This is a genomic window from Pontibacter sp. 13R65, assembly GCF_047525655.1.
In the GTDB taxonomy this organism is placed as follows: domain Bacteria; phylum Bacteroidota; class Bacteroidia; order Cytophagales; family Hymenobacteraceae; genus Pontibacter.
Map to the genome: position 1 here is coordinate 20,628 of NZ_JBLIQL010000026.1, position 15,003 is coordinate 35,630.

The 15,003-nt window shown below is 44.1% G+C and carries 11 protein-coding genes and 1 riboswitch; of the genes, 3 read left to right on the forward strand and 8 right to left on the reverse strand.

The window, feature by feature from the left end:
- The first annotated feature begins 122 nt into the window (after window positions 1-122).
- From ACMA1I_RS20625 to ACMA1I_RS20635, 3 genes are all read left to right on the forward strand, one after another.
- Window positions 123-1,190: an SDR family oxidoreductase gene (locus ACMA1I_RS20625; RefSeq protein WP_337070369.1), complete on the forward strand. Its 1,068-nt coding sequence runs from the start codon at window positions 123-125 to the stop codon at window positions 1,188-1,190.
- A 468-nt stretch (window positions 1,191-1,658) separates the two neighbouring features.
- Window positions 1,659-4,340, forward strand: a complete 2,682-nt coding sequence (locus ACMA1I_RS20630; protein ID WP_414703957.1) for a LuxR C-terminal-related transcriptional regulator — start codon at window positions 1,659-1,661, stop codon at window positions 4,338-4,340.
- Between the two features lie 113 nt (window positions 4,341-4,453).
- Window positions 4,454-4,675: a hypothetical protein gene (locus ACMA1I_RS20635; RefSeq protein ID WP_337070371.1), complete on the forward strand. Its 222-nt coding sequence runs from the start codon at window positions 4,454-4,456 to the stop codon at window positions 4,673-4,675.
- A 275-nt stretch (window positions 4,676-4,950) separates the two neighbouring features.
- Here the strand turns inward: ACMA1I_RS20635 and ACMA1I_RS20640 are convergent, their stop codons facing one another.
- The 8 genes from ACMA1I_RS20640 to ACMA1I_RS20675 form a co-directional block, all read right to left on the reverse strand.
- Entirely contained in the window at window positions 4,951-7,410 is a 2,460-nt protein-coding gene (locus ACMA1I_RS20640; protein ID WP_337070372.1) for a TonB-dependent receptor, read from the reverse strand.
- A gap of 152 nt (window positions 7,411-7,562) precedes the next feature.
- Window positions 7,563-7,691, reverse strand: a complete 129-nt coding sequence (locus ACMA1I_RS20645) for a hypothetical protein (protein ID WP_337070373.1) — start codon at window positions 7,689-7,691, stop codon at window positions 7,563-7,565.
- Window positions 7,692-8,265: 574 nt separating this feature from the next.
- Window positions 8,266-8,757, reverse strand: a complete 492-nt coding sequence (locus tag ACMA1I_RS20650) for a histidine phosphatase family protein (RefSeq protein ID WP_337070374.1) — start codon at window positions 8,755-8,757, stop codon at window positions 8,266-8,268.
- Window positions 8,758-8,804: 47 nt separating this feature from the next.
- Window positions 8,805-9,596, reverse strand: coding sequence for an adenosylcobinamide-GDP ribazoletransferase (locus tag ACMA1I_RS20655; RefSeq protein WP_337070375.1), 792 nt, complete (start codon window positions 9,594-9,596; stop codon window positions 8,805-8,807).
- Complete coding sequence (gene cobT / locus ACMA1I_RS20660; protein ID WP_337070376.1) at window positions 9,596-11,269, reverse strand: nicotinate-nucleotide--dimethylbenzimidazole phosphoribosyltransferase; 1,674 nt, start codon at window positions 11,267-11,269, stop codon at window positions 9,596-9,598. Before cobT ends, ACMA1I_RS20655 begins: the two co-directional genes overlap by 1 nt.
- A gap of 47 nt (window positions 11,270-11,316) precedes the next feature.
- Complete coding sequence (gene cobU, locus ACMA1I_RS20665; RefSeq protein ID WP_337070377.1) at window positions 11,317-11,829, reverse strand: bifunctional adenosylcobinamide kinase/adenosylcobinamide-phosphate guanylyltransferase; 513 nt, start codon at window positions 11,827-11,829, stop codon at window positions 11,317-11,319.
- Window positions 11,826-12,422, reverse strand: coding sequence for a cob(I)yrinic acid a,c-diamide adenosyltransferase (locus ACMA1I_RS20670; RefSeq protein WP_337070378.1), 597 nt, complete (start codon window positions 12,420-12,422; stop codon window positions 11,826-11,828). The genes cobU and ACMA1I_RS20670 overlap by 4 nt, the downstream gene beginning before the upstream one ends.
- A 78-nt stretch (window positions 12,423-12,500) precedes the next feature.
- Entirely contained in the window at window positions 12,501-14,696 is a 2,196-nt protein-coding gene (locus tag ACMA1I_RS20675; protein WP_337070379.1) for a TonB-dependent receptor, read from the reverse strand.
- 106 nt (window positions 14,697-14,802) lie between these two features.
- Window positions 14,803-15,000, reverse strand: a riboswitch (cobalamin riboswitch).
- Window positions 15,001-15,003: the final 3 nt, after the last annotated feature.

Genomic DNA, 15,003 nt, shown 5'->3' on the forward strand with positions numbered 1-15,003 from the left:
CTGTTTTACTATTGTTAGGTTAGTTAACCTCACAATAGAAGACTTTTTATTTGCTGGTAGCCTCCGGAAGCTAAATGCCGTATCTATAAGCTTTAGATGAACTTAAAACGGAGGAAGGAAACATGAACAGAATAGCCTTAGTTGTGGGTGTAAGTGGGATCACGGGCAGTAATCTGGCAGAAGAATTAGTCAGAAAAGGGTGGACTACCTATGGCCTGGCTCGAAATCCTAATGTTAGTATACAAGGCTTACGGCCCGTTGCAGCGAACCTTCTTAGCCCAGAAAGCTTATCAACTGCCCTTGCCGAAGTTGCTCCAACGCACGTGTTTTTCACCAGCTGGATGCGCATGGAAACTGAGGCAGAAAACATTAAAGTGAATGCAACAATGGTTCGCAACCTGCTGGATGCTTTGGCTCCAAAGAAATCGGTGCAGCACGTGGCCCTGGTGACAGGACTTAAGCATTACCTAGGACCTTTTGAAGCATATGCTAAAGAAGGTTTTCTGCCTGAAACGCCCTTGCGCGAGGAACAGCCCCGGTTGGACATAGAGAACTTTTATTATGCGCAGGAAGATGAGGTGTACGGCGCTGCTGCACGTGATGGCTTCACCTGGAGCATTCATCGTCCCCACACAGTCATTGGAAAAGCAGTAGGTAACCAGATGAACTTGGGAACCACCCTGGCCGTTTACGCCACTATCTGCAAGGAAACGAAGCGTCCGTTCCGATGGCCAGGCTCAGAAGCGCAATGGAATGGCCTATCGGATGTGACTGATGCTCGGGTGCTGGCCAAACATTTGGTATGGGCAGCAATTACGGAAGGAGCCCGTAATGAGGCCTTCAACGTAGTGAACGGGGAGTACTTCCGTTGGAAATGGCTGTGGAAGCGCCTGGCTGCTTGGTTCGGTATTGAGTCTGTTGGCTTTGATGGTACCATTCATCCCCTGGAGGAACAGATGGCTCCAGACGGTCCGTTATGGCGTCAGATAGCCAGTCGTTACAACTTAGTCGAGTCCGATCTGGGCCGACTCGCATCGCCTTGGCATACTGATTTGGACCTTGGACGCCCTATTGAGGTAATGACGGACATGTCGAAGAGCCGCAAGTTGGGCTTCACCATTTATGAGCGAACAGAAGAGTCGTTTTTCGACCTATTCACGCAACTGCGGACAGACCGGTTAATCCCCTAGAACCTTTATTACCCTGATCTTGGCACCAAAGCTCTCAAATATTCTATTGCCTGTAGGAGGGTTAATGATAACCTACGATAAAAGAATTTTGCCTAAGTTACAAACCCAAAAAGCCGCTCCAATTAATTTAGAGCGGCTTTTTTGCTGTAGTAGACCCAAGGATGGAAAGATCGAACCATAACCATATAGATTTTGAGTCGATGGGAGTACCTGCAGGTGGAAGAGGATCTATATGCTTAGTAGCTTTCAGTTTCAAGTTAAGGGATATTAAGCAGGTTGAATGGGTGGAAGTAAGCAATTTGACCTAATATATCTTCCTTTGGAACTTCAAGTACTGTATGTGTATCTAAAATTTTATTTATACATAAGAATCAGAAGTTTAACTGTTCCTTAAATTACATGATTAAGAATACGTGCTAACTAGTATGTAACATTAATAATTTAATATTAAAAGTATTAATTTAGGGGGTGCTAATAACGAAACTACATATTACTCCCCCAGGGCCTCAGACCGTTCATCGCTCTGAGCTCTTTGAAAAATTGGATGCTGGCCTTAAAGCTAAATTATTGCTTATTTCTGCACCGGCAGGTTTCGGAAAAACAACCTTAGTAAGTGACTGGGTTTTACAGCAAAAAATCCTTGCTGCCTGGTATTCTATAGATGCCAGCGATAATGATGTAACTGTTTTTTTTAGTTACCTGATCACTGCTATGCGAAGTATCTCCCCTGATTTTGGTGAGAGCGCGCTCACTCTTTTAGCTTCTCCTAACCAGGTAAGTAAGGAATCTATTCTAAGGCTTCTCATTAATGAGTTATTTGCTCTTCCTGAACAGATTTTGTTAGTGCTAGATGATTTTCATTTAATTACTAATCACGAGGTAGTAGCGTTATTTGCTTATTTTATTGAACACCTGCCATCAAACACTCACCTTGCCATACTCACCCGAGCGGATCCCCTTTTACCCATTGCTAAACTTAGAAGTCAGCACCAACTGGTAGAGTTAAGGCTCGCGGATCTTTGTTTTTCGGTGAATGAAATTTATTCCCTATTTAATCGAAAACTCAATATCAAGTTGAGCTTGCCTGAGGTACAATCCCTAGCTGGTAAAACGGAAGGTTGGATAGCAGGTTTACAGCTCGTTGCACTTTCGTTGCGGGGTAATGAAAATTCGGCAGCCTTTATTCAAAATTTAAAAGGCGACAACCGGTATATAATGGATTACCTGATAGAAGAAGTTTTAAAAATTCAGGAACCAGAGATAAAAGATTTTTTATTAAAGACCTCGCACTTAAAGCAATTATCTGCCCCGCTTTGCAATGCTGTTCTGGAGCGTCAGGATAGTCAAATGATTCTGGAAAGACTAGAAAGAAATAATATGTTTATAGTTTCTTTAGATGCCGAGCGGAAGTGGTATCGCTACCATCATCTTTTTGCAGATCTACTTAAACAGCGGCTTTTTTCAACTGACAAATCGACAATTACGCAACTTCATATTAAAGCAAGTGCCTGGTTTCATGAAAGTAAATTACATTCCTTGGCAATTGGGCATTTGCTTCATATTAAAAAATATGAAGACGCCATTCGTTTGCTCTCTGAAACAGGAGAGGTTATGTGGGAAAAAGGACAGCACTCTTCCATTATGGAATTCGGTGACCTTATGCCGAGTGAAGTAACTATCAAGTATCCGGAGTTTTGCTTGTTTTATGGCTGGGTATTAATTACGAGCGGGCAAATTCAAAAAGCTGCTCCACTTCTGGCTTCTGCTGAAGCTATAACCAGGAATAGAATTGCAACAGGCGAGGCAGAGGGAAGTCCCACTGAACATCTAAAAAAACTATTAGGTAAAATTGCTGTTGCCGTTGCTTATCAAAACTCTTTTTTAGGTAGGCCCGATATTATCTTGGAGTACTGCCATACAGCCATGGCAAACCTGTCTGAAGAAGATCCCTTATGGTTTAGCTGGGGATGGTATGTCGTGGGCATGGCCCATTTAGCCAATGAAAACATTTACGAAAGCACAGAGGCATTAAAAAAAGCTTTAGCATTTGGCAAACAATCTGGCAACATTTACCTCATTACAACTATTGGCATTACTTTAGGCTTCAATGAAGGCCGGTTAGGCCTTTATAAAATTTCTTATGAAAGGAGCGCCGGCCTGTTAGAATTCATGAAAGAAAGAGGTTATGGCGCTCTTGTAAAAACAGACTGGACTTATGCAGTTTTGTATGCCAACATGGCTGCTATCCAGTATTTCTGGAACGACCTTGAGGGGGCTTTTGAGAATATAGAGATAGCGCATAACCTTTGTATAAATGAAGCCAATATTACTTCCAAAGTATTGGTATTGATATTTTACTCAGTGCTACTGCATAACCAGAAAGATTTCGCTGGGGCGGGGAAAAAACTAAAAGAAATTGAAGCCATCCTTCAGAAGAATAAGGTTGCTCCTGTCCTGGAGTCAATGTATGTTGGGTGCAACGCAACTTTCCTGGTTCATCAAAATAAATTGGAAAAAGCGCATGAATTTTTAGAAGAACATGGTGTAGGAGCTGGCAAAGTTATTACTTATACAAATGAATACTGCTATATTTCATACGCTTTGTTGCTTATGGCAGAAGCCAGAATGGACGAAGCTTTCTCCTTGCTAACCCAGCTGTATGAAATGGCATGTGCTCAAAGCCGCATTGAGCGTATGATTGAAATCAAAATCTTTTTTTCCATTATTTACCAGACTAGAGGTGAAAAGGAAGAAGCCATGACCAGCTTAATTGATTCTTTAAGGTATGCAGCCCCTGACGAAATTTTAATGTACCACTTAAATTATCTGGAACAGATAAATTCTTTGTTACAGGAGGTTTTTAGAAAGCCACTAGCTGTAAAAGTAGAACTCCCAAAGCTTTTTCTGGAAAAATTAAAGCGTGCTGTTGATTCAAGAAAAATTCAACCTGCAGACAATTCTGGTCTGACAATCCGTGAGAAAGAAACGCTCGAATTAATGGCAGAAAATCTTTCCAATCAGGAAATAGCTGATAAACTTTTCATATCCTTGAATACGGTTAAGACCCGGTTGAAGAACCTTTATGTAAAGCTAGAGGTAGATAGTCGCACCAAAGCGGTTGAGAAAGCAAAAGAAATGCACATAATTTAGATTTTTAAAAATATAAATTATGTGCATTTCTCGCTTCTTCAATTAAAATTCACCCTCTGAAACACCCGCCGGGGTGTTTTAATCGTTGTGTGCCTGTCATATTTTTGAACTAAATGAAGGACCAAAATATGACAGGCATAACAGAAATAAAAATAAAGGAAAAACTTGACCCTAAATGGGAAGACTACTTTGAGGGAATGACTATCAGGTACTTAGATGACATAACCATCCTTCAGGTAAAACTAAAGGATCAGGCGCAACTACATGGGATTCTAAATCTCATACGGGATTTAAATCTGAATTTGATTTCTGTAAACATTTCTGAATCTAATTAAAAATTGCCTGGATTATAGCTCGACCATTCTATTCCTCCATCTTAGTTCTCTTCCTGGATTTCTTCTCGTAAAACTAATTACTCAATTCATAAAGCAGAAATTACTGAAGTCAAGTGCAGTGCAAAATATGATATTAAACCAGCCCCTCTTATGCCAACTCATATTTTGTACCTTCCATTGATGCTCACAAGCTGAATAAAATACTTTAGGAAATAGTAACATTTCAAACTGCTCCTGCCATTATATCTGCTGTTCACTTCTTTTAAAGGTTTAATTTAAAAATATAAGCGGTACATCAGGTTCGGAATAAAACCTATTTGGGTGGTATGTCCCACAGAACCAGGCTTGGATGAGTCGTAGTATTCTGTGAGTTTGCCCTGAGCATTGGTGAGATTATCGAGGTTAATGTATATTTCATGCGTGGTTTTCAGCCTGTTCCATTTATAACTGGCCGATAATGTTAATCGGTAGAGGCTACCTAACGACGTTTCATACGCTTTATCATAGTCCCAGAATTGGTTTTGCTCCGGATTAACGGCAACATTCCCTTTTTCGTCGCGTAAGAGTGGGATTATATTTTTACCGCCCCCAAAGAAAGCTTTAGCATTTAAACCCAGTGTTTTATTTTGGTGTTTACCTAGTTTCACAAACTCTTTACCAAACAACACATTAACCAGGTATTTCCCATTATATGGCGTATTTCTTTCTTTCCCTTCTAATGTCTTATAAGTTGAATTATAAATAGTCCCATTTAATAAGTAATAAAAATTATTTTTAAAGAACCTTTCCAGCGTTAGTTCTATTCCGTAGTTATTCCCGGTGCCTGCATTCACCAATTCTACATAATTAAAATCAGGACCTTCGTTTATAGTGGCAAAAGTGCTGTTTGTCTTATTTTCAACCGGTAAATTGTAAAGGTCCTGGTAATAAACTTCTGCTTTGGCTACTAAAACATCCGAAAACCGTTTTTCATACCCTACCACAAAATGGTGCGCTTTCAGCAGGTCCAGGTTGTGGTTTGGCTCCGTGAAGCTGCCATCTTCCTGCTTTACCTTAGCAAAATAGTTGTGGGGGCTCTCCATTGTGCTATGCTTTCCATAGCCAACCTGGAATGAATTTGTAGTGTTTAGCTGCCAGTTCAGGGAGAGTCTTGGCTCCAGAGTGCTTTTTTTATTATAAAGAACATTCATGTTATGCACACCTGTTACCAGTGTAACAGCCTCATTAAACCGGTGTTTCCAGCTGATATAATTCCGGAGGGTACCAATCGTTTCCTGAAAATCAATTAAACTAACACGGGCTTCAGCATCTTCAACTAACCTGCTTTGGCCGTAGTCATAATCAAACAGCGTGTATTGAGATCCAACCTGTATTTTGTTACGGGCATCAATTTTGTGATGATAGGTTAATGCGCCTCTGTAAGATGATTTAAATAATCGACTTATGTAATTAGTATGTTTGTTTGTTACAACTTCTCCAACATATTCTCCTGCGTCATTGTATTCCTTCTTGACATTTGATTCGAAAACCTGGTCCTTTATTCCTTCTTTTGAATGCGCTAAAGTAGTTTGCAAGTAGCTGTTTTTGCCCAGAGACAGCGTATGATTTACTCCTAGGTTTAAAAGATAGGAGCCTATTTCTATATCTTCCCGGATACCCGGAAGCATAGAGCGGTCGCCTGGTGTTTCCGCAATATCGGGATTCACCTCATCCAGCAGTGCATGACTGTTGCCGCCTAACCCGAATAGTGAGAAGGTACCAAGTTTACTAGCAGGCAAAACTATTTTAAAAGCACCATCCTGAAAATTTGGATTTCCCTTCACATTTGTAATACCTGCTTTGGTAAGCAAAGAAATAGTGGAATAACGGTAGTTCAGGAGAAAGGAGCCGCCATATCCTTTTCTAAACGGTCCCTCTACAGTTAAATCTGTTCCTAGCAACCCTATACCCAGTACTGATTCAACTTTTTCATTATTGCCACTCCGAAGTTTTACATCATATACACCTGATAGTACATCTCCATATTCCGGAGAAAAGGCACCGGTAGAAAAATCAGAGGATGCCAGGATATTATTATTCAGGGCGCTGATCCCTCCAGCTATACCACCTTGGTCTGCGAAATGATTAGGATTGGTAATTTGAACTCCTTCCAGCCGCCATTGCATGTATTTTGGCGAATTGCCTCTGACAATAATATCATTATTACCGTTCGGATTATTGGCTACTCCTGCAAAGTTTGAAACAATTTGGGATGGATCGTTGAATCCTAATCCCCCTGCGTAGCGGCTTGTTTCTTCCGGTGAAATGGAACGGGAGCTTATGAGTGACATTTCATTCAGGGCCTGCCCCTTTACCTGATTGGGCTTAACCTTAATTTCAGCCATGTTAACAGCAGATTCCTGCATACTCAGTTGCAGCAATACCTCCTTACCCGAGTTAACTACAATTTCAGGAATAGCTTTAGGTTCATATCCGATGAAAGATAGTACTAAGGTGATGCGGCCTGTCGGAACATTTTCTAACCGGAAGGAACCGCTTTGGTCAGTAACCGTTCCTTTCAGCGGATTGGAACCCAGCACTGTTACAATCGCGCCGATAAGCGGAGCCTGGCTATCTGCATCGGTTACGATTCCTCGTACAGTTTGAGATAAGGTCTGTCCTAAAACCGGGCTGGAGAAAAGAGCCATCAAGTAGAAGAGTATTATTAAAAAGAGCTGAGATAGTAAGTTTTTCATGGTATGTTACGAATTAGTTTCTATTGACAATTATTTTAGAAAAACCTGAAGGTTAGCTGTTAGCTAGCTTTGAGGATATACCCGGAGAGCAGCTTCAGGTACAAGATCAGGTTGAGTCACCGTATGGCCTGCTGTTGCGCCTTCTGCATCAGCTACACCTGCAGAATAGGCCGGCTTTTCTGGTGCCGGATGGTCATGGTTTTAGAGTAGCCCAGCCACTTGGAGACCATGCTTGCAAGGGAGATCATCCTGGTTAGCTTGTTCTTGATTGCTACTTCCATATTGTCAAAAGTAGTGGGCACACTAGGTGAAAAAAACACCCGGGCGGGTGTTTCAGAGGGTGAATTTTGTGGGTGCACTAGTTTTAGGAAAGCCAATTACATTGAAAGTCCTGCAAGCGCTCAGGATCGTAGGTTAAAAAAAATGTTGCCAACCAATCAGGAAAACTAAGTGGTAGATGCTTTGTTTCCCTCCTGTTTCATACCGAGAATCAATTTTATAATGAGTTTGGATTTAACGCTCAAAACACAACAGGCATACCCATAAAGGGCAGTTGAATAAGCAGGAAAACTTTGATGGCGATCAGACCTTGTAGGAAGGGGCAATATTACTGGTGCTGCCTAGTGTCCCAGAATTAGCCGGGCAGGTGGCGGTATGTGTTTCTGTTTCGAATATCTCCATCAGCAGGGGCATGCTGATGCTCAGTAGTAGGAGGTAAGGTCCCGAAAAAGGATTAAAAATATTACTACTTGTTTGATGGCTTTTTAAAAGAAGGATGAAGAACAAGAGACACTGATTGATGTTTATTTGATTTACAGTCCTTGAAGAATCTATACATTATAGACTGTAATGCTATTACATAGTTACAATTTCAAACTTTCTATCGAGGTGCGGGCGCACTAAAATCACATCACTTAAACTTACCTTGATTTCGAAAGAGGAGTTTAACGGTACAGGCTGGAGAGCTGCCAGGATGATGCGGATCACTCCTCCATGCGTTACAACAGCTGCACTGTCAGTAGAAAGTCGGAGCAGCTCTCGCCAGAACAGCATGACCCGCTGCTGCATTTGGAACATGCTTTCTCCTTCGGGTGGGCAGACATGTACAAAATCCTGCATCCAGGCATGTGATTCTTCCCTATCAAGCGTATCCCATGTTTTACCCTCCCAGCGCCCAAAGTTGACCTCACAAAGCCGCTCGTCTGTTTTGTAGCTTTTTGAAATATGGGCGGCAAGCAGTGTGCACCGGGTGGAAGGGCTGGAGTATATAACACCTAATTCTGATGGTAGCTTCTTAAGAATCTTTTCTCTCTCCTCAATAAACGTATCGGCTAAGGGTACATCCAATCGCCCATAAATAAGCCCCTTAGCTATAGCTGGTGTTGTATGGCGAATCAGGTAAATTTCCACAGCACGATGAATGTCAGGTAAATAATGATTTCACAAATCTGTTGTGCTGCTCCAAGGCTGTCACCGGTGTACCCGCCAATCCATTTGGTGAAATAGCGGCCCATGTACAGTTTGATGAGGTACAATGGAATCAGGACAATGGCCAGTAAAGGCTTACCCGCAAAATAGGTTAAAGCGAGTAGTGGTATAAAAGCCAGTGCAGCCGCTATACCCAAATTATCATTCTCTACCCCCAGGGCAACAGGCTTTGCTTTACTGTCTTCGGAAAGGCGAACGTAAGTGTGTGTGAAAATAAAGGTGGATGCCACAAAGCGGCTGAGTGCGTGAGCCGTGATAAACAAAAGAAGGGGAGTGATAGGTTGTATGCTGTTGTTGCTTACCAACTGTTGTAGCGAAAAGAATTTAAAGCCCAGTATAAGTATCAGCCCGACCACACCATAGGTGCCGACGCGGCTGTCCTTCATTATCTCCAAAATGCGTTCTTTTGTCCATCCACCGCCGAACCCGTCGCATGCATCTGCGAAACCATCCTCATGGAGAGCCCCGGTTAAAAGTATGGAACCTGCCATGGACAAAAGAATTCCCAGTTCAGCCCCAAACAGGTAAGTGCCGGCAAGATAAAGGAGGCCAGCAACAAGCCCTACTATCCAGCCTACTAAGGGGAAGTACCGGGTTGCCTGGTGAAGGTAACTCTCCTGATAGCCAACCCAGCCGGGGCAGGGGATACGGGTATAGTAGGTTAGTGCTGTAAAAAAGATGCTAATCTCCCGTTTCATCAGGCTTTGTTACTTATGCCCGCACTCTCAAAGCTGGCCATTTCATTTAAAAAAGCAGTCGCACTTTGCAGTAGAGGAAAAGCAACGGCACATCCTGTCCCTTCTCCTAAACGCATGTTCAGGCGAAGGAGTGGCTTTACTTCTAAATACTGAAGCAAAAGTCTGTGACCTGCTTCATCGGACTGATGACAGAAAACAGCATTGTCTTTTACTTTCGGGTCGATTTTATAGGCACACAGAAAAGCGACACTAGAAATGAAACCGTCTATCAGCAGCAGCATACCCTTTCTTTTTGCCTGCAGTATAGCCCCGGCCATCTGCAAAATTTCAAAGCCACCAAAATGTGCCATGAGTGCAAAAGATTCCTTGCTTCCTGTATAATTCTGTATTGCCTGCTTCAGTATCTGCTGTTTTTTATGAAGCTTCTCATCTGCTACACCAGTGCCCTTCCCGGTACACTGCTCAACAGGGATGTTGCACAACAGGCTCATTAAAACAGCTGCAGTAGACGTGTTTCCTATGCCCATTTCGCCAAAACCTATGGTGTTACACCCACTTTTGTGTATGCTATTTATGACTTCCCCTCCTTTATGCAGGCAAATGTGCACCTGGTCTGGTGTCATGGCCGGGCCATGTAAAAAGGAATGGGTGCCTCTTCCCATTTTATGATGCATAATGGGCAGGTTAGGAGGGAAGTCGTAATTGATACCTGCATCAACTATGCTGAGTGTGATGTGGTGTTGCCTACAGAAAACATTGATAGCGGCACCCCCTTCTATAAAGTTCTTCACCATCTGGTTGGTCACTTCCTGAGGGTAGGCACTTACCCCATGTTGTGCAATGCCGTGGTCAGCGGCAAAAACGACCAGGTGCGGGTGTTTTATTTCAGGAGTAGTTGTATTAAATATTTTACCTATTTGCAGGGCGAGACTTTCCAATACCCCTAATGCCCCTGTTGGCTTTGTTTTCTGGTCGATGATGTACTGCAGCCGTTCAGCCAGGGTTTCGTGTTGGGGTGTATGAACTTGTGGTTGTGCAAATGCGGGAGTAACGTTCTGGTTCACTTCTTTAACTTCCGTTACAGATGGCGCAGCGGATTTTTGCTTCCAACCCTGCTGTTGGAGCATGGGCTGCTTGTCGTAGTCTGTAGCTGGCTTGCCAACACAGAAATACCCCAAAGGCTCCACATCCTCGGGTAACCCCAATAAATTTTTGAATTGGTAGTAGTCCAGTATAGACACCCATCCCATGGAGTAGCCCTGTTCCGTTAACGACAGCCAGATATTCTGAACGGCACATACGGCGCTGAACTTGATGGTGTCGTTACTGGCGATGGTGCCGATGGTAAAAGAGTTCAGCACGGAGCGGTCATAGCACACCACCAGTCCAAGGGGAGCATCTACAATAGCCTCCAGCTTTAAAGCGGCATAGGCGGTTTTCTGTGTTTTTTCCTCTATCAGGTCAGCGGCTTTCTGGTTATACTTTTGAAAAAGCTTCTTTATCTCCAACTTTACTTCCTGCTCTTTGATAACATAATACCGGGTAGCATCTGTTAGTCCTACAGTAGGAGCCATATGGCCAGCCCCTAGTGCTTTTTGGAGCACCTCATCGGGCACAACTTCGCTTGTGAAATGACGGGTGTCTCTCCTTGCACGGAGTATATTTTCTAACATAAAAATTGTTCTTTGTCCTATACTTACCGGTTGAGTTGACTAGAAACTTAGTCCTGCCTTTTTATATACAAGGGTAATCCTGATACCATAAAAATGGCTTCTTCTGCCTTGGCTGCCACATACTGGTTGGCCCAGCCCTGCAGGTCTGTGAACTTGCGGCCAACTTCTGTGTCGGCGTGCAAGCCCATGCCTAATTCATTTGAAACAATAAGGAAAGTGCCGGGCAATTGGCTGATGTTATCTATTTCTTTCCTGAATGCAGCCAATGATTTCTCCAGGTCATTCTGAAAGTCCATGAAAAAATTGGTAAGCCAGAGCGTCACACAATCAATCAGCACCACTTTGTTTTGAAGCGGGAGTTGTGACAAATCTGTATAAGCTTCGTAGTTAGTCCACTCCGGGCCGCGCTCATCTTGATGACGCTTCACGCGCTGCCTGAAATCTTCGTCCCACACTCTGGCAGTGGCAATATACACAGGGGCCTGGCTTAGCCGTAGAGCCATTTCCTGTGCAAACCTACTTTTCCCACTGCGAATTCCGCCTGTGATAAACGTTATCATGCCTCCTTATGATCTGGCTCTGCTTTCTTAAAGCGCTTGTATAAGAACAGCTGCCATTTCTCTTCCGCAACCCCGGCTTTGTCCATTTCGGCTCTGGCTAGTGTAAAGAACAGGTCGGAGAGGCGGTTAATGTAGGCTGGGATGGCCACGTGTATCTCATCTTCTTTCATCAGGGTTACCAGCCGGCGCTCGCCCCGTCTCATTTGGGTGCGAACCATGTGGCAAAGGGCAGACACCTCGTTCCCGCCTGGCAGCAGGAAGTAATCAGAAGCCGTTTGCATATTCGACTCCAGTTCATCTATCCAGTTTTCGCAAAAGGCAGCGCCATCCTCCGGCATTGGGTTCGTGTTTATTTTCTTAGCATCAGATGGTCGGGCCAGGTGCGACATCATATCCATCATGTCCTTCTGTATCTTGTGCAGGTTTGGTTGCCATGCGTGGTCATTGCCCAGCTTTACACGCAACAAGCCTATGGTAGAGTTTACCTCATCCAGAGTGCCGTAGCAGTCTACGCGCACATCGTCTTTGTAAACGCGCTTGCCGCCAAACAGACCCGTGGTGCCCTTGTCGCCTTTTTTAGTATATATCTTCATTTGTTTCTTTTTTTCATGTTTTAAAATAAATCTGCTCCGCCAGATAATTACATCCGGCGGAGCAGGTGAATCATTCCCTTAGAATGTGAAACCGTATCTGACAGTGAAGTTACGGCCTGGCATGTTATAGCCACGTTTCTCGTAGTAGTTTTCATCTGTGATATTGTTCACTAACAGGGTAATGGTATGCTGCTGCGCATAGGTGTAGGCTGTGCTGAAATCCAGCACCATAAAAGCCGGATATTCTATTATCGGGTATTTTGGGTCGTTGAAATCCGTGTCTTTTCTATTGCCTACATAGCGCCCGTTTAGGCGTAGGTTCAGTCCTTTAAGATTGCTGTACTCCAAACCATAGTTCATGGTGAGGTCTGCCACATTCGCGATATCTTTAGCCGTAGCAGAACCATCGCTTGCTATGGTCACTTCTTCTGCTCTTCTGATAGAAGTAGCGCCGGCAAACAGGCGGAGTATATAGCTGTGGTTTTGCAAAGCTCCGAAGTCGTAACCTACTTCAGCTTCGAGGCCATTTATGTTTGCCTCATTGGCGTTTACATAGGTGGTACGGGAGGCTATTTCATAGCCACTTTCCGTATACTCTGCCGTTTCAGGGTTCGTTCTTATCGTGGTGATACGGTCATTAACATGGGTTCGGAAATAGGTGATATCAGCTGTAAAGCCTGAGCCTGTTTTTCCAAAGCGAAGCCCTGCATCCCAGGTAGTGCTGTTTTCAGTTTCCAGGTTTGGATTGCCTTGCGTAACAGCCGCCTTGCCGTTAGCGGCCACCGACTCTGAATAGCCAGCCACATTGTAGGCATCCGGCGTTACAAAAGCACGGCCGATTGAAGCATGCACTGTAAGTGGGGTCAGCAACTGGTACTGCACTGCCAGGCTTGGGCTAAAGAAGGGGTTGGTTTCTTTGCCCGGCATGTAGGTGTTCAGGAGCGGTGTTTGCTTTACATTGTAGGTAATGAGGTCGTAACGCGCGCCCGGGTTAACAATTAATTTTTCCTCTAGAAAACGAAACTGTCCCTGCACATATACGGCTGATGATACCAGGCTGTAACTCGGAGAGTATGGTGTCCTTTCGGTGTTATCGCTGTTAAAGGACCGGGATCTGGTAGAGGCATTGTTATGGTCTACGCCGGCGATAATGGTGTGCTGGTTCAGCTGGTAAACGTCTTTCAGCTGTATGCCTTGCCAGGCAGTACTGCTTTGGAAGGAAAGGTAGGGGACAATTGGAGCGCCGCGCGACACCAGTGTATTATTATAGTTGTTTTCCTCTGCCGTATAGCCTCTTAAAGAAAGTTGGTGATTTCTGAAGTTACCAGATAAGCTTAATTCGCCGTTTGCCCTGCTGATATCTTTTATGCTTGGCTGTTCGTTGCCAAAAGCAATATCACTGGGAGCCTCTACGTTCTTCGCCACAAAACGCTCGCCTTTTACATCAACGCGCCAGTTGCTGCTAAGCTGGTAACCTAAGCGCAGGCTCCCTGTGTTGTAGTTTAACCGGGTATACTCCCGTCGCAAACCATCGCCTCGGCTGTCATCTACTTCCTCAGGGCCTTCGGCGTAATATTTAGTGGCTGTGCCCGCATTCAGCATGTCCCGAAACAAATTGCCTTCTCCCAGTTTCATGTTCCTGTTTCTGTCGAAGGTGGTAAAGGAAAGGTCGTAGTCCAGCTTTTTTGTAATGTTACCGCCTGTGATAGCACCAGCTTTCACCGTTTCGAAGGAGCCATACTCTGCAAATACAGAAGACCTGATTTTACCGCTCGACTTTCTGGTAATCACATTTACCACGCCACCCATTGCCTGTGAGCCGTAAAGGGCAGATGCAGGACCTTTCAGAACCTCAACGCGCTCAATATCGGCCGGGTTGATAGTAGCCAGGTTTACAGTTCCGGCAGGTCGCCCGTCAACGAGCAACAAGGTGCGCTGGTTTAAGCCACTGAACTGTGGGCGGAAACCTCTGATACCTACACCGGCAGATAGCCCTGGGTATTGTATCACATTGACAGTAGAATTTTTCTTCAGGATGTCTGTGAAATCCTGTGCTGGAGTTAGTTCAATATCCTGCTGCGAAATAACCTCTATACTTTGTGGAGTTTTGTTTTTTTCAACAGCTGAGCGGGTGGTTGTCACCACCACTTCGCATAAGTTTTTAACCTTTAGGGTATCGGCTGGAAATTGTTGTGCAGCAACAGGAAAGGTGGCGAAGGTAGCCCCCAGAATAAATGCGTTTCTGAGAATAGAATAATGTGCCTTTGGCTTCATTGTATTAGTTTTTGATTACAAGGATTTGGATGTGGGCTTTCTGATTGCCACAGGCATATTTATTCTTCATGAAAAATGGGCCTGCCAGCATTTCACCCGAATGCATAGTGCTCTTTTGTACATAGGCAGGTCTTCTGGCTCTCCTGACCTCTGATGGCCTTCCCATTCTGTTGCAGAACAGTGGCACATACTATCAGAGGCGCTTCGCAGGATTACAGCAGCGGGGACTGCTCCGGTTTTTCACCGGATTCCCTTTTAAGGCCATGCATTTTGCGGCATAGCCACCTGTATACGGTGTGTCGTTTTA

What these genes read in the sequence shown, in the direction of transcription:
- ACMA1I_RS20625 (WP_337070369.1), top strand. Translation starts at nt 123, where the DNA reads ATGAACAGAATAGCCTTAGTTGTGGGTGTAAGTGGGATCACGGGCAGT.
- ACMA1I_RS20635 (WP_337070371.1), top strand. Translation starts at nt 4,454, where the DNA reads ATGAAGGACCAAAATATGACAGGCATAACAGAAATAAAAATAAAGGAA.
- ACMA1I_RS20640 (WP_337070372.1), bottom strand. Translation starts at nt 7,410, where the DNA reads ATGAAAAACTTACTATCTCAGCTCTTTTTAATAATACTCTTCTACTTG.
- ACMA1I_RS20645 (WP_337070373.1), bottom strand. Translation starts at nt 7,691, where the DNA reads ATGGAAGTAGCAATCAAGAACAAGCTAACCAGGATGATCTCCCTTGCA.
- ACMA1I_RS20655 (WP_337070375.1), bottom strand. Translation starts at nt 9,596, where the DNA reads ATGAAACGGGAGATTAGCATCTTTTTTACAGCACTAACCTACTATACC.
- cobT (WP_337070376.1), bottom strand. Translation starts at nt 11,269, where the DNA reads ATGTTAGAAAATATACTCCGTGCAAGGAGAGACACCCGTCATTTCACA.
- cobU (WP_337070377.1), bottom strand. Translation starts at nt 11,829, where the DNA reads ATGATAACGTTTATCACAGGCGGAATTCGCAGTGGGAAAAGTAGGTTT.
- ACMA1I_RS20670 (WP_337070378.1), bottom strand. Translation starts at nt 12,422, where the DNA reads ATGAAGATATATACTAAAAAAGGCGACAAGGGCACCACGGGTCTGTTT.
- ACMA1I_RS20675 (WP_337070379.1), bottom strand. Translation starts at nt 14,696, where the DNA reads ATGAAGCCAAAGGCACATTATTCTATTCTCAGAAACGCATTTATTCTG.